The organism is Shinella sp. GW821-FHT10F02, from assembly GCF_058809275.1.
In genome coordinates this window covers 294,980-313,482 of the sequence record NZ_JBXASL010000006.1, presented here as the reverse complement: position 1 = coordinate 313,482, position 18,503 = coordinate 294,980, and the positions used below count along the sequence as shown (strand labels likewise).

Sequence of the window (18,503 nt, the reverse complement as noted above, 5' to 3'; positions counted from 1 at the left end):
CTTACCGAATAGAAAACCGCGCCGGGGTCTCCGGCGCGGTTTTTTCGTCTTCCCGGCAGATTTTAGGGGAATCAGCCTGCTTCGCTGACGCGGCCAAGCGCCACCGCGAGGCTTGCGAGCTGCTGTTCGAGCTCCGCGAAGCGTTCGCGCTCGGCCTCGACCACCTCGGGCTTGGCATTGGCGACGAACTTTTCGTTCGACAGCTTGCCCTCGATGCGGCCGGCTTCAGCCTTTGCCTTGTCGATCGCCTTTTCGAGGCGCGCCTTCTCAGCCGCCAGATCGATCAGGCTGCCGAGCGGCAGGCAGGCGGTCGCCTCGCCGACGACGATCTGCGCGGCACCCTTCGGCGCCGTGTCTTCAAGGCCGATCTCCGAGACGCGGGCGAGACGGCGGATGGCCGAATCGTGCGTTTCGAGGCGCGTCTTCGTCAGGGCATTGGCGCCGACGACCACGAGCGGCGCCGTGGCGCTCGGCGGCACGTTCATTTCGGCGCGGACCGAACGGATGCCGGAGACGAGATCGACCAGCCAGTTGATCTCGTCGGCGGCCGCATCGTCGGCATAGGCCGGCGACGGCCATTCGGCGTGGCAGACCAGGCTATCCCGCGTCTTGCCTTCGCCGGCGGTGTGCGCCCAGAGCTCTTCCGTCATGAAGGGCATGAACGGATGGAGGAGCTTGTAGATCTCTTCCAGGACATAGGCCGCGCAGGCCTGCGATTCCGCCTTCGCCGCCGCATCCTCGCCCATGAAGATCGGCTTCAAGAGTTCGAGATACCAGTCGCAGAACTGGTTCCAGACGAAGCGGTAGAGCGTGCCGGCCGCGTCGTTGAAGCGGTAGGTCTCGATCGCCTCGGTGACGTCGCGCGCCGTGCGGGCGAGTTCCGTCAGGATCCAGCGGTTGATCGTCAGCGACGCCGTTTCCGGCACGAACTTCGGATCGGTCGCGACCCCGTTCATCTCGGCGAAGCGCGTGGCGTTCCAGAGCTTGGTGCCGAAATTGCGGTAGCCGGCAATGCGGGCCGGGTCGAGCTTCACGTCGCGCCCCTGCGCGGCCATGATGGCCAGCGTGAAGCGCAGCGCGTCCGCACCGTATTCGTCGATCAGTTCGAGCGGATCGATGACGTTGCCCTTCGACTTCGACATCTTCTGCCCGTTCTTGTCGCGAACAAGGGCGTGGATGTAGATCGTGTGGAAGGGTTCGATCGGGTTGCCAAGCTCATCCTTCATGAAATGCAGCCCCATCTGCATCATGCGCACGACCCAGAACGGGATGATATCGAACCCTGTAACGAGAACGCTCGTTGGATAATAGCGCTCGAGCGCTGGCGTCTTTTCCGGCCAGCCGAGCGTCGAGAACGGCCACAATGCGGAAGAGAACCAGGTGTCGAGCACATCCTCGTCGCGCGTCAGGATCTCGCCCGGCTGGAAGTTCTCCAGCTTCTCCTCGACCCAGGCCTTCCAGGGGCCTTCATGCGCGATATAGTGCTGGATGGCGGCGTGCAGCGCCTCCTCCTCGCTCTTCTCGACAAAGACCTGGCCGTCAGGGCCATACCAGGCGGGAATCTGGTGACCCCACCAGAGCTGGCGGGAGATGCACCAGGGCTCGATGTTCTCAAGCCAGTTGAAATAGGTCTTTTCCCAGTTCTTGGGCACGAAGTTGGTGCGGCCTTCGCGAACGGAATCCAGTGCGGGACCTGCAAGCGCCTTGTTGTCGACGAACCACTGATCGGTCAGCATCGGCTCGATGACCACGCCGGATCGGTCGCCGAAGGGCTGCATGACCTTCTTGTTCTCGACGTAGGGAATGTCGTTGCCTTCATCGTCCTTGACGGTGACCGCAAGGCCCTCGGCATTGATCGCGTCGATGATGCGCTTGCGCGCCTCGTAACGGTCAAGGCCGCGATATTCGTCGGGAACGAGGTTGATATCATCAACCTCCGACTCGTTCGGCAGGTTGCCGGATTTTGCGATTTCCAGCGCTTGCGCCGCATAGAAGGCATAGGGCTCGCCGTCGGCGCGCATGGCGGCTTGCGTGTCCATCAGCCGGTAGAGCGGGATATTGTTGCGACGGGCGACCTGATAGTCGTTGAAGTCATGTGCGCCAGTGATCTTAACCGCACCGGAACCAAAATCCCGTTCCGGATACTCGTCCGTGATGATCGGGATGAGGCGGCGGTGCGCCTTGGGGCCGACCGGGATCTCGCAGAGCTTTCCGACGATCGGCGCATAGCGCTCGTCCAAGGGATGGACGGCGACGGCGCCATCGCCCAGCATCGTTTCGGGACGCGTGGTGGCAATCGAGATGTAGTCGCGCTCTTCCTGGAAGACGACGTTGCCGTCGGCGTCCTTCTCGACATAGGTATAGGTCTCCCCGCCGGCGAGCGGGTACTTGAAATGCCACATGTGGCCGTTGACTTCGTTGTTCTCGACCTCCATGTCCGAAATCGCCGTTTCGAACTTCGGGTCCCAGTTGACAAGCCGCTTGCCGCGATAGATCAGCCCTTCCTTGTAGAGCGAGACGAAGACTTCGAGCACGGCTTCCGAAAGCCCCTCGTCCATGGTGAAGCGTTCGCGCGACCAGTCACAGGACGCGCCGAGGCGCTTCAGCTGGTTGAAGATCAGGCCGCCGGATTCCGCCTTCCACTCCCAGACCTTCTCGATGAAGGCGTCACGGCCCATCTCGCGCCGGCCGGGCAGCTTCTCGGCGGCGAGCTTGCGTTCGACGACCATCTGAGTCGCGATGCCGGCATGGTCCATGCCCGGCTGCCACAGCACGTCCTTGCCGCGCATGCGCTCGAAGCGGACCATGATGTCCTGCAGCGTGTTGTTGAGCGCGTGGCCCATATGCAGCGAGCCCGTCACGTTCGGCGGCGGGATGACGATGGTGAAGGTCTCGGCGCCCGGTTTTGCGCCTTCGCCGGCGCGAAACGCGTCCGCATCTTCCCATGCCTTGGCAATTCGCGGCTCGACCGCTGCGGAATCATAGTTCTTTTCAAGCATTTTCGTGCGAAGCCCGCTGTTTGTCGTCAGGGTTTTCTAAACCGGATGGCCGGCGTGAAGTCAACAATATCAGAAGAAAAGCCGCGCCGGGGGTCCGGCGCGGCTCAAACCATTTTCAAGGAGAATGGCGGCGTCGGTCAGCGGCGCGGGCCGCGCGCCACCCGTTCGATCTCTTCGCGCACCAGCCGCTCGACCAGCGTCGGCAGATTGTCGTCGAGCCATTCCTGCAGCATCGGGCGCAGCATCTCTTCGGCGATCTCGTCAAAGGAGCGGCGCGGGCCGGCATCCATCGCCTGCGCCAGCGCACCAAAGGACTGCGCCACGCGCTCGCCGACCGCGGGAGAAACGAGAGCGGCGATATCACGGCCTGCCCCGACCGGTTCGGCCACGCGTGTTTCCGCGACCGGCGTCGGCTCGGCATGGGGCGTCACGCTCTCATGCTTTTCGACAAAGGGCTCGCGCTTTTCGACGGCTTCTACCGGCGGCACGAAGCGGCCGGCATTTGCCGTCATGCGGGAAGTCATCACCGGGTTTTCTTCACGCAGCGGCAGCTGCACCGGCTCGATGGAAACGGCTTCAACCTCCGGCTCCCGGTTTGCGACATGCCGCTCGGACGCGGCGCGCACGCGGGCGGCGACATCGGCGAGCGACAAAGCGGGCTGGGCGGCCTGCGCCGGTTCAGCGCGCTGGATCGGCTGGATGGCGGAGGGACGGTGTTCCTCGCTGTGGAACCGCTCGACCACGGCCGGGTGGTCCATCAGGTTGCCGGAATGGCTGTCGGTCGTGATGTGGAAACCCTCGTCGCCATCGGCATCGGGCGCAAGCTCCGGCATGGCTTCGTTGTTCTCGATGATCTTGCGGATGGACGCCAGGATTTCATCCATGGACGGTTCACGCGCTACATTTGGCTGAGCCATTTCTATCCCCGTTCTCTGCGGCGTCCACAGCCTGCCGCTCCCAGCCTGCCGGACATCCCGAAAACCCTAGGCGAGTTCGGTGGCGAACTAAATCGCCGCGAATCATGTGTTACGAGTGATGCACAGATTTGTTTGCCCTGCCAAGGGCGAGGCTTATTCGCTGTCGACGGTTCTCAAGCCGAACCACTTGTCCTTGACGGCCTCGAAATGCACCTCGGACCGGTATTCCGCCACTTCCAGGCCCTGGCTGCGGACAGTCAGGCTGCCCGTGGCGGCGAGCAGCGAATAGCTTGCGACCACAGCGTTCCGCTGCACGGCGGCGAGGTCTTCCTGCGCATCGAGGACGTTCTGCTGGGCGTTGAGCACGTCGAGCGTCGTGCGCTGGCCGACGTTTCGCTCCTCGATGACGCCGTTCAGCGCCTCGTTAGCCGCACCGATTTGCACGCGGATAGCCGCTATGGAAGCGTTTGCCGCCTCGTATTGCGCATGCGCCGAGGCAATCGTGCGCTGGACTTCCATGCGCGCGGAATCCACCAGCAACTGGCTCTCGCCGAGCCGTTCCTTCGCCTGGCGGATCTGGCCGTATTCGGCTCCACCTTGATAGATCGGAACGGTCAAGCGAGCGGATACCGCGCCCCTGAGATTGTCCTGTGGCCCATCTTCCGTATTGACGGACTTGTAGACACTACCCTGCAAGGAAACGCCCGGCAGCATAGCGCCTTCGGCCTCCTTCACATTGAAGCCGGCTGCATCGGCGCCGCGCATGGCGGCAAGGATGTTCGGATTTTCTTGCATGCCCGTCGCCACAGCATTGTCGAGTGAACGCGGCATAGCCTTCTTGGCCGACGACGGCTGCTTGATGCCTTTCGGCGTTTCGCCGACGATCTGCACATAGGCGGCCTCGCTCTGCTTTAGCGACGACACGGCTGCGGTTAGCAGCGCATTGGCGGCAGCAAGTTCGGCTTCCGCGAGGCTGACGTCCGTACGCGTACCCTCTCCGACATTCAGGCGTGCGTTGGCAGCATTAACCTGCTCTTTGAGGAAGGCGATATTCTGTTTGCGGATCGACACGATCGTCTGATCACGCGCGATATTGGCATAAGACTCGACAGCCGCCAGAAGAATGGAAATTTCCTGCGCGCGAAGCGATTCGCGGTTTGCCAGCACATTCGCCTCGGCCGCTTTAACGCGGTAGAGCGTCTGGAAGCCGTCGAAGATCTGCTGGCTGATTGTAATGCCATAACTGGAGGTGACATAATCGCTTTGCCGACTACCGCGCCGACCAAAGATGTTGAGCGTTCCCACATCAAGATTCGTGCGCTGAGCCTCCGCCTCGGCCACACCCGTCACACGCGGACGCATCCCCGCCTTCGCGATCGGCACATTCTCATCAATGGCACGCAGAGCCGCACGGGCTGCATTCAGGTCCGGATTGTTCTCGTAGGCCTTGGCCATCGCACCGGCCAGCGTTTCAGCGGATGCGCCGTACGGCACGGCGTGGAAGGCGGTGGCGAGGGCTAGCGCAAAGGCGGTTCGACGAAGAATGGACACAGTACGAAACTCCGATCCTGGCCAGCCCGGCGCATGAGCTGCCTTTACACAATTCTCACCGGCCGCAGGCCGGGCACGCTTTTGGGCGGCGTCAACCATCCAAGGACGGTGCCGCACCGACCGCGATAATGCCTCTTCGTTCATTCGGGAACAGTCAGCAGGTCCATCGGCAAGGATTTGGTAACGACAATAGGACAGGCCCGTTGCGAAAGTGCAACAAATCGGGCCTGCCCGGGATAAAGCGCCTCAGCGCTCATTCAGAAGACGAATTCCTTCGCCCTGCGGAAGCCCGGCAGCGGCTTGACGGCCGTGTTGAAGACGTTGCGCTCGGAAACCCGGCCGCCTTCCTTGATATAAAGTCGGGCCTGCGAGGCATTGCCGTAGCCCTCGACGACGACCAGGCGACCACCGTCGCGAAGCTGCGCGAAGATCGCATCCGGCACGAATTCGACGGCGCCGTGCACGAAGATCACGTCATAGGGCGCTTCCGGCGCGTAGCCGGCCTCGAGATCGCCGGTGACGACGGCGACATTGTCGTGGCCAAGGCGGGACAGCGTGTCCGTCGCGGTCGCGGCAAGATCCACGTCGCTTTCGAGCGCCACGACGGAACTGCCGAGGCGCGACAGGATCGCGGAGGCATAACCGGTGCCGCAGCCCACTTCGAGCACCACGTCGGTATTGGCGATCTCGGCGAGCTGGATCAGCTTGGCCAGCGGCGACGGCTCCATCAGGTAGCGGCCGGGCACGAGCTGGATGTCGTTGTCGATATAGGCGAGCGGCTTCACCGCCGCGGGCACGAATTCTTCGCGCGCGACGGTCAGGAAGGCGTCGAGCACCTCGTGCGACGTCACGTCCGTCGTACGGATCTGGTTGTCCACCATCTTCGTGCGCGCTGCTTTGTAGTCAATCATCTCTAGCCCTGTGAGTAAGCGGCAGACCGCGGCACGAAGGCCCGGTTGCGATGCCGGATGCGTCGCAATTCTCTTAGTGCGCTTTCGGGCCGGGTGTCCAGTGGCGGCGACGGGTTGCGCGCAAAAACCGCGGCCCGGCCGGTTCGAACCGCGTGCTCCCGGAATATCCAAGGGTTATCATGAATAAATTACTCAACATATTATTGCCTGCTCCCTGCATAATGTCGTATTGAACACTCAGGTTTTACGGATGCCAAGGCAGCCGCACCATGTCCGTTTCTGTTGAATGGGCTTCGCTTGAACTAAGATAAGTAAGAGGAATACGCCGTGCCGAAACGGTCTCGCCTGCTATTCGCGATCTTCCTGATGGCGCTTGCCGCCCCGCACGCCGCCCCGGCGCAGACCCAGGAGACACCATCGGTCCAGACGGACGGCCAGCCGGACACGACGGGCCAGTCCACGGGCGCCGCAACAGGCGGCGCTTCGACGACGGACACGACCGCGCGCCCGACGACGACCGAAGGCACTGCCGACACCGCGACGAACCCAGCGACCGCGACCGATCCGGACGCCATCGCCGCGGAGGAAGAAGCGACCGAACTCGACGCCGTCGATGACGCCGCCGGCGAGCGCCAGGCCGGCCTGCCGCATGACCTTTCCCCCTGGGGCATGTTCATGGCGGCCGATATCGTCGTCAAGGGCGTGATGATCGGCCTTGCCTTCGCCTCCGTCGTCACCTGGACCGTGCTGCTCGTGAAGCTCGCGGAGCTTGGTGCCGCGCAGCGCTCCGCCAGCCGCGCCGTGCGCCGGCTCGTTGCCGCCCGCGGCCTTGCGGATGGCGAAGAGGCGCTCGGCCGCAACCGCGGCGTGGTCGCCCGCATGACGCGTGCGGCGCGCGAGGAAATGGATGCCTCCGAGGCCGTGCTCGATCACGTATCCGACGGCGGCGTGAAGGAGCGCGTCTCCTCGCGCCTCGGCCGCATGGAGGTGCATGCCGGCCGCCGCATCGCCAAGGGCACCGGCCTGCTCGCGACGATCGGCTCGACCGCCCCCTTCGTCGGCCTGTTCGGCACCGTCTGGGGCATCATGAACTCGTTCATCGGCATCTCAAAGGCGCAGACCACCAACCTCGCCATCGTCGCGCCCGGCATCGCCGAGGCCCTGCTGGCGACGGCGATCGGCCTTGTCGCCGCCATTCCCGCCGTGGTGATCTACAACTTCCTGGCGCGCGCCATCACCGGCTACCGCCAGAACCTCGCCGACGCTTCGGCCGCGATCGAACGGCTCGCCAGCCGCGATCTCGACGTGCGCCGCGCCGTGCGTCACGCCGCCCCGCGCAGCGAGCGCGCTAGCGGCTCCGTCGTGAAGATCGGGTGAAGTCATGGCGAGCAAGATCAAGGAAGGCGGCGGCGACGACCTGGAAGAGAACAGCGAAATCAACGTGACGCCGTTCATCGACGTCATGCTGGTGCTGCTCATCATCTTCATGGTGGCGGCACCGCTCGCCACCGTCGATATCAATGTCGACCTGCCCTCCTCCGTCGCCCAGCCGACGCCCCGCGAGGACAAACCTGTCTTCATGACGCTGAAGAAGGACCTCACTGTCTCGATCGGCAATGGCGAGATCGGGCGCGATACCTTCGGCCCGCAGCTCGACGAGGTGACGGACGGCAACAAAGACACGCGCATCCTGCTGCGCGCCGACAAGGCCGTCGACTACGGCAATGTCATGGATGTCATGAACCTGCTGCGCGCCGCCGGCTATGCCAAGATCGCGCTCGTCGGCCTCGAAGGCGCGGCGCCGGCCGCGGCCCAATAAGGGCAAAGGCGCGTCTTCGGGCGCGCCGCCTCCCTCGGCCCTCATCGCTCACTACCGCTGGAAAATATCGATCTTGTGCCGGGAAAGCAGTTGCAGCGACCTGTCCGGTGCGATCCGGTAAGTCTCGACATAACGATCGCCGAAACTGTCACGGAACAGATGTTCGAACGTGCTGCCGATGGGCGCCTTCGTCAGCTTGCTCCGCGGCTGGCCATTATAGGTGATGCTGCCCGGAATGGGCTCTATGGCGTATGCGGCGGAGCTTAATACCGCAAACGTCATCGCCACCGCCGCCAGGGTCTTTATCGTGCGCATCGGGCATTCTCCTGTCTTGTCGATTTCATCAAACTGTAGATGGGGTTGGCGAAGCCTTTGTTCCATCACAGGAGCGCACGATGCAGTTGCCGGGGGGAAAAAATTCACAATCCGCCGGAAGCCCCTTGCGCCCTTTCTAAATTCGTTCTAAACGCCCGGCACCACTCGCTTTATAGCAAAACGGACGGCCTCGTGGCGGAGTGGTGACGCAGAGGACTGCAAATCCTTGCACCCGAGTTCGATTCTCGGCGAGGCCTCCAACTTCCAATTTATCATGGACTTAGATCGCTTTGTTGTGGATACTTACCCTTAAGGTAGGCCACTCCTGGGCTTCTTGCATTTCGACGCCTTATTTTGCTTGGCGGTTACTTGAGCAAGCCACTTTCCTCGGAGCAATCAGACTCCCGACTACCGTGGCACTCACCGGAATAGGTCAATTAAGCAACTGTTTTTATTACAGAAATTTAATCTTGCATTCACTTCTCGTTCATCGGCGCGGACCTAGGCTCTGCTCATCGACAACGAGGAACCACCCCCATGAAAGTCTTCATCCGCACCCTTCTCGCCGCAGTCGCCCTCTCCGTCGCGGCAGTGCCGATGGCGCAGGCCGCCCAGCAATATGGCCATGATCGCAAGCCCGGCTATTCCCAGACCTACAAGAAGAAGGTCGTGGTCAGGAAGAAGGTGAACAGGCGCGCCTGGCACAAGGGCGAGCGTTATTCCGACTGGAAGCGCCGGCCGGCTGTGCGCGACTACCATCGCTACGGCCTGCGCAAGCCCAACCGCGGTCAGCAATGGGTCAAGGTTGACAACGACTACCTGCTGCTGAGCATCGCCACAGGCGTCATCCTCGGGGTCGCTGCGGCCCGCTGAACGACAAACCCCACCGCGGACGATCTGCGGTGGGGTTCTTGCTTGTTACGCCTCAACGGATGAGCAGCGCCGTGCCGTAAAGCCCCAGCGCAAAAACAGTGTGCGCGACCAGATTGAGGATGCGCACCGTATTGGCATTCGGCAGCTTCGACGCTGCGACACCGATACCGAGCCCCGGCTGCAGCAGGAACCACCCGGCGCCGACGGTGACGATGCCGAGGATCCAGGCCGGCAGGAAGGTCGGGACGGCAAACCACGCCTCGCCGACGAGGAGCGCCAAGATCACGCCATAGAGAATGCCGACCGCATAGTGGCTGATCCAGCCGAGCGCCAGCTCGTTGGCATAGGGTGAAGCCTTGCCGATATCGTCATGAAAAACCGTGCCGTTCTTCAGGTGCCAGAACCAGCGGCCGACCGGCGCCCAGTTCGGCCGCGACTGGCGGAACCCCTTCCAGAGAACGATCGCCCAGAGATCCATGAGCACGGTCGCGCCAATGCCGATCACGACGCCCTTCAACAGCAATTCCATATGCTTCCCTCACCCTAAAAAGCCCTGCCGGGGTTTAGAGCAGGTCCGCAGCGTCGATGCAATAAAGAGAGAGGTAACGTCAGCGCGCGTTGCGGCGGGCCTTGCGGGTCGCCCACCAGACGGCCAGGCGGCGGCGCTGGCGGCGGACGAAATGGGAATCGTGCGACAATACGAGAAGGCCGAGCGGCACCATCCAGAATCCGAGGATCGGCAGGAAGCCGAGAATGCCGCCGACGATGAGGAGAACGCCGATCAGGGTGCGCAGCCAGCGCGATTCCGGCAGTTTCATACGAAAACTTCCGATCACGATCTGCCGCGTGCGCGGGTCGATCCCGAAATGCATGTTTGTTTTTCGCGTCGTCATTCGCCGTCCATTCGCTCGAAAGCCCGGTTTTCCGGGGCTCGCCTCCCCTCCAGTTGGAGACTTCTCCACAATCAATCAAGCCTCGTGCATTTTTTTGTCAAAAAGCGCTTGGCAAATCGATCCAGCATTTGTATTACGCGCTCACTCCGCAGCGAGCGGATGATCCCTGGTAGCTCAGCGGTAGAGCATTCGACTGTTAATCGACAGGTCGCCGGTTCGAATCCGGCCCGGGGAGCCAGATTTTGAGGGGCTGCGCTGAAAAGCGCGGCCCTTCTGCTTTTCCGGCATAGACGAAATTTTTCCAGCATAAACCAAATCGAGGAGCCATCCTTTCGCAGGATGTGGCTCCCCGTCAATATCCCGTGCCGCTTTCGCTATCGCACGTTCGTCGGCTGGCGCTTGATGTTCATCTGGAGTTCGTGGCGGCTGGCGAAGCGGCCGAAGAGCAGGAGAAGTTTGCGTTCCTCCGCCTTGTCCAATCCGTTCTTGCGGCAATGTTCGATAACGTCGAGCACATTGCGGGTCTGGCGGGGGCTGAACTGGCGATTGTCGATGTGGTGCGTCATGGTAGGCTCCTCGCTTCGGCATTCGGGCAGAGGAGGAATGCGCCGGGCGGCTTATTGTTCCCGGCGCTTGGTCTTTCAGGGCACCATTCCCGCGCCCGCCTGGCCGGCGCTGCGGGCGAGGCCATAGTCGCGATCCGGCGTCGCGCGGCGAAACGTCTGGCTGCGGTCGCGCGGCCGCATGGCGGCGTCGCCGAGTGGCGTTCCGATCACTCCGTCGGCGTAGGTGCCGGTCGCGATATCGTCGTCATGGTCGACCGGGTTCACCGGAAAAAGTCTGAAAAGCATCCTGATACCTCCAATTTTCCTCCAAACGAACGGGCGCGGTTTCCGTTCCCGCCGATTGCCGGATAGACGCAAAATTAACCATGTTTCCTAACAGCTCGTTAAAGCCCGACGCTTTTCCGGGCGACCTTGCGCCTCTTTGTGATCCGACCTGTCACGATTCACGTCTTGGCGTTCAGGAACATTGACGCTAGCTTACCCTTACGTCGGGTTGGCAGAGGGGCAATCGATGACGAATGATTTGATTTCAGAACAGACATTTTCAGATCGAGACATTTTGACGGCGGCCAATTTCGCCACGCGCGCGAAAGGATTGCCGTTCCGCGCGCAGATGGTGTTGCGCAGCCTGCTCGGCCTGGAAACCGGGGCGCTCGCCATAACGGTGCCAAGCGGCCAGACCTTCGTGATCCGGGGTAAGACGCCTGGCCCGAACGCCGTCGTGAAGCTCAACAACTGGAACCTTGCCTATCGCGCCGTCAGCGGCGGCACGATCGGTGTCGCCGAAAGCTACATGGATGGCGACTGGGAAAGCCCGGACGCCGGCATGTTCCTCGAACTCGTGCTGGTCAATACCAACATCGTTCGCAACTATACGAACGGCCCGCGCGGCCTGTTGCTGCTCGTCGAAAAATTCCGCCACTGGCTGAACGCCAATACGCGCCGCGGCTCGCAGCGCAACATTTCCGCGCATTACGACCTCGGCAACGAGTTCTACTCCCAATGGCTCGACCCGACGATGACCTATTCCTCCGCGCTCTATTCGCGCGGCGCAAACGACCTCACCTCCGCCCAGGTCGCGAAATACCGCGCCCTTGCGGAGGCGACCGGCATCGGCCCGAACGACCATGTGCTGGAGATCGGCTGCGGCTGGGGCGGTTTTGCGGAGTTCGCGGCCAGCGAGATCGGCTGCAAGGTCACGGGCCTGACGATCAGCCGCGAGCAGCTTGCCTTTGCCCGAGAGCGCATGGCGAAGGCCGGCCTTACCGACCGGGTCGAGCTGAAATTCCAGGATTACCGCGACGAGACCGGCACCTATGACCGCATCGTCTCGATCGAAATGTTCGAGGCGGTCGGCGAAAAATACTGGCCGGCCTATTTTTCCAAGCTGAACGAATGCCTGAAGCCCGGCGGGCGCGCCGGCCTGCAGATCATCACCATCCTGCAGGAAGCCTATGAGGAATACCGGTCGAACCCGGATTTCATCCAGAAATACGTCTTCCCCGGCGGCATGCTGCCGACCCGCGAGCACCTGGCATCGCTCGGCCGGCAATTCGGGCTGTCGACGGCCTCCGACATCGGCTTCGGCCACGACTATGCCCGCACGCTTGCCGAATGGCGCCACCGCTTCTGGGCCGCCTGGGAACGTATCGTGCCGCTCGGCTTCGACGAGCGCTTCCGGAAACTCTGGGAATTCTACTTCTACTATTGCGAGGCGGGTTTTCGGGCGCGAAACATCGACGTGCGGCAGGTGGTTTATACGCGTCCGCTCGGCTGACCCGCGCAGGTTAAAAAAAATCCCTCTGGAAGCTCGTTCTCGGGGAACACGATTTCTTGCAAAGCGCCGCTCGGCAGCCGAAAAGACGTTTCCTGATCTAGGTTTATAACGCGAGGCTCGGCTCCCATGGCAATTCTTCCGTCCGTTCTGGATGCAATCGGCAATACGCCGCTGATCCGGCTCAAGGGGGCTTCCGACGCGACGGGCTGCGAGATCCTCGGCAAGGCGGAATTCCTGAACCCCGGCCAGTCGGTCAAGGATCGCGCGGCACTCTATATCATCCGTGCGGCGGAACGCTCCGGGGCGCTGCGTCCCGGCGGCGTGATCGTCGAGGGCACGGCCGGCAATACCGGCATCGGGCTGGCGCTCGTCGCGCAGGCGCTCGGCTACCGCACCGTCATCGTCATCCCGGAAACCCAGAGCCAGGAAAAGAAGGATGCGCTGCGCCTGCTCGGCGCCGAACTCGTCGAGGTCCCGGCCGTTCCCTACAAGAACCCGAACAACTACGTAAAACTCTCCGGCCGTCTTGCCGAGCAGCTTGCGAAAACCGAGCCGAACGGCGCGATCTGGGCCAATCAGTTCGACAATGTCGCCAACCGCGATGCTCATATCGAGACGACGGCGCCGGAAATCTGGCGCGACACGGACGGCAAGGTGGACGGCTTCGTCTCGGCCGTCGGCTCCGGCGGAACACTGGCCGGGGTTGCCGCAGGCCTTCGGGCGAAAAACCCGAACGTCAAGATCGCGCTTGCCGATCCGGATGGCGCGGCACTCTACAACTATTATGCGCATGGCGAACTCAAGGCCGCCGGCAGCTCGATCACCGAAGGCATCGGCCAGGGTCGCATCACGGCGAACCTCGAAGGGTTCACGCCGGATTATTCCTACAACATTCCGGATTCCGAGGCGGTTCCGCTGGTCTTCGACCTGATCGAGAACGAAGGCATCGCGCTTGGCGGCTCGTCGGGCATCAACATTGCCGGCGCGATCCGGCTTGCCAGGGATCTCGGCCCCGGCCACACGATCGTGACGATCCTCTGCGACTATGGTAACCGCTATCAGTCCAAACTCTTCAACGCGGACTTCCTCGATTCGAAGGGCCTGCCCGTTCCGGCATGGCTGACGGCGAAATCGGGGATCAAGGTCCCTTATCAGCCGGTCGAATAGGTCTCATGTCCCTGCCAACCACTGCCCTCTTTCGCGACGATTTTTATCTTTCGACAAACGAGGCGGTGGTGACGGTGGTGCACGAGGATGGCGGCATCGAGCTCGACCAGACCTGTTTCTACGCGACATCCGGCGGCCAGCCGGGCGATACCGGTTTTCTGGAGCGCGCCGACGGTTCCCGCATCGCGCTCGGCCCGGCCGTCAATGGCGGCACGAAAGAAATCATCATCCACCGCCCGCTGGAGGGCGAGACCTCGCCGATCGTCGGCGAGACCGTCGTCGCCCATATCGACTGGGCGCGCCGCTACAAGCTGATGCGCATGCACACGGCCTGCCACCTGCTCTCCGTCGTCTGCCCCTACCCCATCACCGGTGCGGCCGTCGGCGAGGACGACAGCCGGGTCGATTTCGACATGAGCGAGACCATCGACAAGGATGAGGTGACGGCGCGGCTGATGAAGCTCGTTGAAGAAAACCATCCGATCTTCGTGCAATGGATCACCGATGAGGAACTCGCTGCCAATCCCGGCATTGTGAAGTCGAAGAACGTGCGGCCGCCGATGGGCCTCGGCCGCGTCAGCCTCGTCTGCATCGGTGAAAACTCTTCGGTCGACAGCCAGCCCTGCGGCGGCACACATGTCTCGGAGACGCAGGAAGTGGGTGCCATCCACATCGGCAAGATCGAGAAGAAGGGCAAGGAGAACCGCCGGTTCCGCATCCGCTTCGGTGCGCCCGGTTCCGAGGCGTAGCGCTTTCTGGTTTACGCAATTCCGGGCGCAAGACCGCGTTCCGCGCCTTTGCCGGAATTGCCTGAGGAGTAAAAAATGTCCAACGACAAGAGCAGGTTCGTCGTCTCGGCTGACTGGGTGGAAAAGCAGCTCGGCGCGCCGGAATTCCGAATCGTCGATGCCGCCTGGTATCTGCCCGCGCAAAACCGCAACGGCGCCCTCGAATATGCGGCCGGCCACATTCCCGGCGCCGTCTTCTTCGATCAGGACGTGATCGCCGATCATTCGAGCAACCTGCCGCATACCGTGCCCTCGCCGGCCTTCTTCGCCACCGAAGTCGGCAAGCTCGGTATTTCGGATACGGACACGATCGTGGTCTATGACGGCCCCGGCATCTTCACGGCCCCGCGCGTCTGGTGGCTGTTCCGCACGATGGGCGCCAAGAACGTCTTCGTGCTGGATGGCGGCATCGATGGCTGGAAGAAGGAAGGAAGGCCGCTTCAGACCGACCTGCCGGAACCCGCACCCGCCGTCTTCCACACCAACTTCAATCCCTATGCGGTCACGTCCTTCGAGGAGATGCGCGGCATCGTTTCGACCGGCTCCAAGCAGATCGCCGATGCCCGCGGCGCCGGCCGGTTTACCGGCGAGGAAGCGGAACCCCGCGCCGGCATGCGCTCCGGCCATATGCCGGGCGCCAAAAGCCTGCCGTCGGGCACCTTCTCCGTCGATGGCAAGTTGAAGGACCTTACGAGCCTGCGAAAACATTTCGAGGATTCGGGCATCGACCTTTCGAAGCCGGTCGTCACCAGCTGCGGCTCGGGCATCACGGCGGCGATCATCACGCTGGCGCTCACCTCGCTCGGCCATGACAACAACACGCTCTATGACGGCTCCTGGTCGCAATGGGGTGGCCGGGACGATACGCCGGTCGTGACGGGAAAAGACTGATGGCGAAGAAGGCACAGACGGCACCGATCGCCGTCCACATCACCGCGCTCGAAATGACCTCGCCGCCGAAGCAGAGCCTGCCGGTGCCGGTCAACGTGCACACCGCCATCCTCAATGCGCCGGAAATCCCGCTCGCCTTCTACCGCTTCCTCTACCGGCAGGTCGGCAGCCGCTGGCACTGGGTCGACCGGCTGCGCATGACGGACGATACGCTCGCCAAGACGCTGTACGACAAGCGCAACAGCGTCACCGTGCTTTATGTCAACGGCGCGCCGGCCGGGTTCTTCGAGCTGTTGCAGATCGATGAGGACGTGGTCGAGCTGTCGCATTTCGGCCTGTTCGAGCGCGCGCTGGGGCTGGGCATCGGCAAGTGGTTCCTGCTCCAGACGCTCTATGCCGCCTGGTCGCTCGGGCCGAAGCGCGTGACGGTCACCACCAACAATCTCGACCATCCGCGCGCGCTCCAGCTTTACCAGATGTTCGGCTTCTCGCCGGTCGGCACGCGGGATGCCGAGCTTGTTCCGCTCGCTGACGCCGAATTGTTGGCGCTCGCCAAGCGGGATTGTCTGCTGCCGCCGGAGCCGCGTTAATCAATCTGAACGGGAGCTAACAGCCGGTTCAGCTCCCTTTCAGATCGCCTATGGCAATTTCCGTTCAACAGACGATCAAACGAACAGGAAACATTGCCATGCAACGCCGCGCCTTTCTGACCGCGTTCGCCACCGCCCTTGCCGTCCCCGCCTTCTCGGGCCTCGCGCTCGCGCAGGAAACCCCGTCCTCGGAGATCATCCTGCGCCGCCTCGACGCGGCCCCCTCCCGCCGCCTGCGCGAAGAGGAACGGGTGACGGTGCGCGAATTCAAGCGCCGTCCGGACCTGCGCGGTGCCGCCCCCTCGATCAACATCCAGTCGATCAACTTCGCCTTCGCGTCCTCGGATATCCCGCGCTCGGAATACCGCAAGGTCAGCCAGATCGCGCGCGCCATGGAGCAGCTCCTCAAGCGCCGCCGTCGCGCCGTCTTCCTCATCGAAGGCCATACGGATGCCGTGGGCTCGGCCGCGTCCAACCAGGTTTTGTCGGAACGCCGCGCCGAATCGCTGAAGCGGCTGCTCGTGCAGGAATTCGGCATCCCCTACCGCGCGCTCGAAACGGTCGGCTACGGCGAGGACTATCTGCTGGTGCCGACCCAGAACGAGGAATGGCGCAACCGGCGCGTGACGCTGCGCCGCATCGACGAATTCGTGCGCTAATTCAACGCTCCAGAAGCCTCACCGCGGGTGCCCACCGGCATCCGCGGTGATGTTGTTTTTGCGGCCGACTTCGGTGCTGGAAACGACCGGGCAACTATGTCATATGACTGTCACGAGCATTTCCCGAAGGCGATGGAGCCGTGGACGGATCGATCGGCATACAAACGGAATCTTTCGCTCGCATGGACAGCCCCACCCCTGATCTTCGCGATTTGCTTGGCAAGCGGGTGCGCATCCTGCACACCAAGCGGCGCCTCAGCATCCAGAAACGCATCGTCGTCTTCGAGCAGCAGACCTATGTGCTGCATTTCTTCGTGCTGAAATCGACCAAGGACCGTTTCGAGGACGCCGTGGGGCGGCTGGAGGCGGCCGGCATTTCCGCCCAGCATGTCTGCGCCGGCACCGCCTCGTGGGGCGATGCCATCAAGGCCGGCGGCCACTGGCTGGCGCTCTCCTACCTGCCCGGCAAGCCGCTGACCCAGAAGGCGCATCCGGCGGCGCTCGCGGCGCTTGGCCGCACGCTCGCCAAGCTCAACACGATCGAAGGGGCCGCCACCGGCGCGCTCTTCGAACGCCGACGGCCGGTCCTGCCGCATGAGGGTTACCTCGCCCAGTCCGGCGCCCTGCACAGCCCGGAAGAGCGGCGCTGGATCGAGGAGAGCCTCGCGCGCATGCAACGTCTGCCGGCCACCCAGCTTACCCATGGCGACCTCTACGGCAGCAATATCATCGAGCAGGACGAGCATTCGATCGGCCTGATCGACTATGAGCTGATGACCTATGACGTGTCGGGCATCGAGCTTGCCGCAACGATGATGCGCCCGTTCTGTCGGCAGACCACGCAGCGGCGCAGCCTGCTCGACGGTTATCTCGGCACCTGCGCTGCCGACCTGCGCGCGACCTGGCTGGCGCATGCGCCGGACCTCGTCTTCACCGCCGCCACCCGCCTGCTCGCCGCGCGGCGGCAGCGCATCCGTCACCTGAAGATCCGCGACCGGCTTTTCTCCATCGCCGAGGCCGTGCCGTTGGCATCGTTGCGCAAGCGGCTGAAAGACCGGCGCGAGGCCATCGCCAGGAACATCGTGTCCGCCGAGGCGAACGAGGCCTATTACCAGAATATCGCCAAAACCATGGTCGGCCTTTGCCTCGCCGATCCGGCGATCGACCCCGTCCGGCTCCTCGAACAATGCGACAAGGCCTTCCGCAAGGCGACCTGACAGGAATCGGGTGTCGCGAGCGCGGCCAATGATGAAAGATTGCGGCACCTTGCAACCGGAGCCGCCAAAGATGTCCCTTCGTTTCCTGCCCATGCCGACCGAAACCGCGACCGCCTACTGGAGCGGCGGCAAGGATGCCTATGGCATGGTGCCGGAGCGGCATGTCTCCGAAGGCGACGGCGTGCCCTGTCGCCATTGCCTGCGGCTCGTCGGTGCCGGCGAGACCTATCTCGTCCTGGCGCACCGCCCCTTCCCGGCCGTCCAGCCCTATGCGGAAACCGGCCCGGTCTTCCTGCATGCCGAACCCTGCGCCGCCCATGTTCCGCCGGAAGACCTGCCGCCGATGCTGACCAGCCGCGACTATATCGTTCGCGGCTATTCGGCGAGAGACCGCATCCTCTACGGCACCGGCGCCGTGGTGCCGACCGGCGACATTCCCGACTATGCCGCCACGCTGCTGGCGCGCGAGGACGTCGCCTATCTCCACATCCGCTCGGCGCGCAACAATTGCTACCAGTGCCGCATCGAGCGCGCATGAAAAAGGCCCGGATCGCTCCGGGCCTTCTTTTA

Annotated in this window: 20 protein-coding genes and 2 tRNA genes; 13 read left to right on the top strand and 9 right to left on the bottom strand. The window is 63.0% G+C overall.

Annotated elements, in window-relative coordinates; translation table 11 throughout:
* Positions 1-71 precede the first annotated feature (71 nt).
* The 4 genes from AC1RWL_RS20295 to AC1RWL_RS20280 all read right to left on the bottom strand — a co-directional run bounded on the left by AC1RWL_RS20295 (position 72) and on the right by AC1RWL_RS20280 (position 6,375).
* Entirely contained in the window at positions 72-2,999 is a 2,928-nt protein-coding gene (locus tag AC1RWL_RS20295) for a valine--tRNA ligase (protein ID WP_493096218.1), read from the bottom strand.
* 137 nt (positions 3,000-3,136) lie between these two features.
* Positions 3,137-3,916, bottom strand: a complete 780-nt coding sequence (locus tag AC1RWL_RS20290; RefSeq protein ID WP_493096219.1) for a PopZ family protein — start codon at positions 3,914-3,916, stop codon at positions 3,137-3,139.
* 153 nt (positions 3,917-4,069) lie between these two features.
* A complete protein-coding gene (locus AC1RWL_RS20285; protein ID WP_493096220.1) occupies positions 4,070-5,467 on the bottom strand; it encodes a TolC family outer membrane protein in 1,398 nt (465 codons plus the stop codon).
* Between the two features lie 257 nt (positions 5,468-5,724).
* A complete protein-coding gene (locus AC1RWL_RS20280) occupies positions 5,725-6,375 on the bottom strand; it encodes a protein-L-isoaspartate O-methyltransferase family protein (protein ID WP_256116198.1) in 651 nt (216 codons plus the stop codon).
* Positions 6,376-6,744: 369 nt separating this feature from the next.
* Between AC1RWL_RS20280 and exbB the strand changes: the two genes are divergently transcribed.
* Positions 6,745-7,755, top strand: a complete 1,011-nt coding sequence (gene exbB, locus AC1RWL_RS20275; protein WP_493096381.1) for a tonB-system energizer ExbB — start codon at positions 6,745-6,747, stop codon at positions 7,753-7,755.
* Between the two features lie 4 nt (positions 7,756-7,759).
* On the top strand, positions 7,760-8,197 hold the full coding sequence (gene exbD, locus AC1RWL_RS20270) for a TonB system transport protein ExbD (RefSeq protein ID WP_435265406.1): 438 nt from the start codon (positions 7,760-7,762) through the stop codon (positions 8,195-8,197).
* Positions 8,198-8,248: 51 nt separating this feature from the next.
* On the opposite strand, the gene AC1RWL_RS20265 is transcribed toward exbD, so the two are convergent.
* A complete protein-coding gene (locus AC1RWL_RS20265; RefSeq protein ID WP_439628592.1) occupies positions 8,249-8,512 on the bottom strand; it encodes a hypothetical protein in 264 nt (87 codons plus the stop codon).
* 186 nt (positions 8,513-8,698) lie between these two features.
* Here AC1RWL_RS20265 and AC1RWL_RS20260 point away from each other — a divergent pair.
* Together AC1RWL_RS20260 and AC1RWL_RS20255 are read left to right on the top strand one after the other, a co-directional pair.
* A tRNA-Cys gene (locus AC1RWL_RS20260) sits at positions 8,699-8,772 on the top strand.
* 277 nt (positions 8,773-9,049) lie between these two features.
* Positions 9,050-9,385 (top strand): RcnB family protein, encoded by a 336-nt coding sequence (locus tag AC1RWL_RS20255; protein WP_493096221.1) that lies wholly within the window; start codon positions 9,050-9,052, stop codon positions 9,383-9,385.
* A 52-nt stretch (positions 9,386-9,437) separates the two neighbouring features.
* Here the strand turns inward: AC1RWL_RS20255 and AC1RWL_RS20250 are convergent, their stop codons facing one another.
* Both AC1RWL_RS20250 and AC1RWL_RS20245 read right to left on the bottom strand, forming a co-directional pair.
* A complete protein-coding gene (locus AC1RWL_RS20250; RefSeq protein WP_493096222.1) occupies positions 9,438-9,914 on the bottom strand; it encodes a DUF2938 domain-containing protein in 477 nt (158 codons plus the stop codon).
* Positions 9,915-9,993: 79 nt separating this feature from the next.
* Positions 9,994-10,257, bottom strand: coding sequence for a hypothetical protein (locus AC1RWL_RS20245; protein WP_493158461.1), 264 nt, complete (start codon positions 10,255-10,257; stop codon positions 9,994-9,996).
* Between the two features lie 184 nt (positions 10,258-10,441).
* Here AC1RWL_RS20245 and AC1RWL_RS20240 point away from each other — a divergent pair.
* Positions 10,442-10,516 (top strand) — tRNA-Asn (locus AC1RWL_RS20240).
* A gap of 136 nt (positions 10,517-10,652) precedes the next feature.
* Here the strand turns inward: AC1RWL_RS20240 and AC1RWL_RS20235 are convergent.
* Both AC1RWL_RS20235 and AC1RWL_RS20230 read right to left on the bottom strand, forming a co-directional pair.
* A complete protein-coding gene (locus AC1RWL_RS20235; RefSeq protein ID WP_256116100.1) occupies positions 10,653-10,844 on the bottom strand; it encodes a hypothetical protein in 192 nt (63 codons plus the stop codon).
* A gap of 75 nt (positions 10,845-10,919) precedes the next feature.
* Entirely contained in the window at positions 10,920-11,129 is a 210-nt protein-coding gene (locus AC1RWL_RS20230) for a hypothetical protein (protein ID WP_493096223.1), read from the bottom strand.
* 226 nt (positions 11,130-11,355) lie between these two features.
* Between AC1RWL_RS20230 and AC1RWL_RS20225 the strand changes: the two genes are divergently transcribed.
* The 8 genes from AC1RWL_RS20225 (at position 11,356) to AC1RWL_RS20190 (ending at position 18,471) form a co-directional block, all read left to right on the top strand.
* Positions 11,356-12,621 carry an SAM-dependent methyltransferase gene (locus AC1RWL_RS20225; RefSeq protein ID WP_256116102.1) on the top strand — a complete coding sequence of 422 codons (1,266 nt, stop codon included), beginning with the start codon at positions 11,356-11,358 and terminating at the stop codon, positions 12,619-12,621.
* A 126-nt stretch (positions 12,622-12,747) separates the two neighbouring features.
* On the top strand, positions 12,748-13,788 hold the full coding sequence (locus AC1RWL_RS20220; protein WP_493096224.1) for a cysteine synthase A: 1,041 nt from the start codon (positions 12,748-12,750) through the stop codon (positions 13,786-13,788).
* 11 nt (positions 13,789-13,799) lie between these two features.
* Entirely contained in the window at positions 13,800-14,537 is a 738-nt protein-coding gene (locus AC1RWL_RS20215; RefSeq protein ID WP_493096382.1) for an alanyl-tRNA editing protein, read from the top strand.
* A 75-nt stretch (positions 14,538-14,612) separates the two neighbouring features.
* Positions 14,613-15,467: a 3-mercaptopyruvate sulfurtransferase gene (gene sseA, locus AC1RWL_RS20210; protein WP_493096225.1), complete on the top strand. Its 855-nt coding sequence runs from the start codon at positions 14,613-14,615 to the stop codon at positions 15,465-15,467.
* Positions 15,467-16,057 carry a GNAT family N-acetyltransferase gene (locus tag AC1RWL_RS20205; RefSeq protein WP_493096226.1) on the top strand — a complete coding sequence of 197 codons (591 nt, stop codon included), beginning with the start codon at positions 15,467-15,469 and terminating at the stop codon, positions 16,055-16,057. The genes sseA and AC1RWL_RS20205 overlap by 1 nt, the downstream gene beginning before the upstream one ends.
* A gap of 98 nt (positions 16,058-16,155) precedes the next feature.
* Positions 16,156-16,716 (top strand): OmpA family protein, encoded by a 561-nt coding sequence (locus AC1RWL_RS20200; RefSeq protein WP_256116106.1) that lies wholly within the window; start codon positions 16,156-16,158, stop codon positions 16,714-16,716.
* 182 nt (positions 16,717-16,898) lie between these two features.
* Positions 16,899-17,933 carry a phosphotransferase enzyme family protein gene (locus AC1RWL_RS20195; RefSeq protein ID WP_493096227.1) on the top strand — a complete coding sequence of 345 codons (1,035 nt, stop codon included), beginning with the start codon at positions 16,899-16,901 and terminating at the stop codon, positions 17,931-17,933.
* Positions 17,934-18,003: 70 nt separating this feature from the next.
* A complete protein-coding gene (locus tag AC1RWL_RS20190; RefSeq protein ID WP_493096228.1) occupies positions 18,004-18,471 on the top strand; it encodes a DUF1203 domain-containing protein in 468 nt (155 codons plus the stop codon).
* Positions 18,472-18,503: the final 32 nt, after the last annotated feature.

Excerpts from the sequence above, each read along its gene's own strand:
- AC1RWL_RS20295 (WP_493096218.1), bottom strand. The coding sequence starts at position 2,999 with ATGCTTGAAAAGAACTATGATTCCGCAGCGGTCGAGCCGCGAATTGCC.
- AC1RWL_RS20290 (WP_493096219.1), bottom strand. The coding sequence starts at position 3,916 with ATGGCTCAGCCAAATGTAGCGCGTGAACCGTCCATGGATGAAATCCTG.
- exbB (WP_493096381.1), top strand. The coding sequence starts at position 6,745 with ATGGCGCTTGCCGCCCCGCACGCCGCCCCGGCGCAGACCCAGGAGACA.
- exbD (WP_435265406.1), top strand. The coding sequence starts at position 7,760 with ATGGCGAGCAAGATCAAGGAAGGCGGCGGCGACGACCTGGAAGAGAAC.
- AC1RWL_RS20265 (WP_439628592.1), bottom strand. The coding sequence starts at position 8,512 with ATGCGCACGATAAAGACCCTGGCGGCGGTGGCGATGACGTTTGCGGTA.
- AC1RWL_RS20255 (WP_493096221.1), top strand. The coding sequence starts at position 9,050 with ATGAAAGTCTTCATCCGCACCCTTCTCGCCGCAGTCGCCCTCTCCGTC.
- AC1RWL_RS20250 (WP_493096222.1), bottom strand. The coding sequence starts at position 9,914 with ATGGAATTGCTGTTGAAGGGCGTCGTGATCGGCATTGGCGCGACCGTG.
- AC1RWL_RS20245 (WP_493158461.1), bottom strand. The coding sequence starts at position 10,257 with ATGCATTTCGGGATCGACCCGCGCACGCGGCAGATCGTGATCGGAAGT.
- AC1RWL_RS20235 (WP_256116100.1), bottom strand. The coding sequence starts at position 10,844 with ATGACGCACCACATCGACAATCGCCAGTTCAGCCCCCGCCAGACCCGC.
- AC1RWL_RS20230 (WP_493096223.1), bottom strand. The coding sequence starts at position 11,129 with ATGCTTTTCAGACTTTTTCCGGTGAACCCGGTCGACCATGACGACGAT.
- AC1RWL_RS20225 (WP_256116102.1), top strand. The coding sequence starts at position 11,356 with ATGACGAATGATTTGATTTCAGAACAGACATTTTCAGATCGAGACATT.
- AC1RWL_RS20220 (WP_493096224.1), top strand. The coding sequence starts at position 12,748 with ATGGCAATTCTTCCGTCCGTTCTGGATGCAATCGGCAATACGCCGCTG.
- sseA (WP_493096225.1), top strand. The coding sequence starts at position 14,613 with ATGTCCAACGACAAGAGCAGGTTCGTCGTCTCGGCTGACTGGGTGGAA.
- AC1RWL_RS20205 (WP_493096226.1), top strand. The coding sequence starts at position 15,467 with ATGGCGAAGAAGGCACAGACGGCACCGATCGCCGTCCACATCACCGCG.
- AC1RWL_RS20200 (WP_256116106.1), top strand. The coding sequence starts at position 16,156 with ATGCAACGCCGCGCCTTTCTGACCGCGTTCGCCACCGCCCTTGCCGTC.
- AC1RWL_RS20195 (WP_493096227.1), top strand. The coding sequence starts at position 16,899 with ATGGACAGCCCCACCCCTGATCTTCGCGATTTGCTTGGCAAGCGGGTG.
- AC1RWL_RS20190 (WP_493096228.1), top strand. The coding sequence starts at position 18,004 with ATGTCCCTTCGTTTCCTGCCCATGCCGACCGAAACCGCGACCGCCTAC.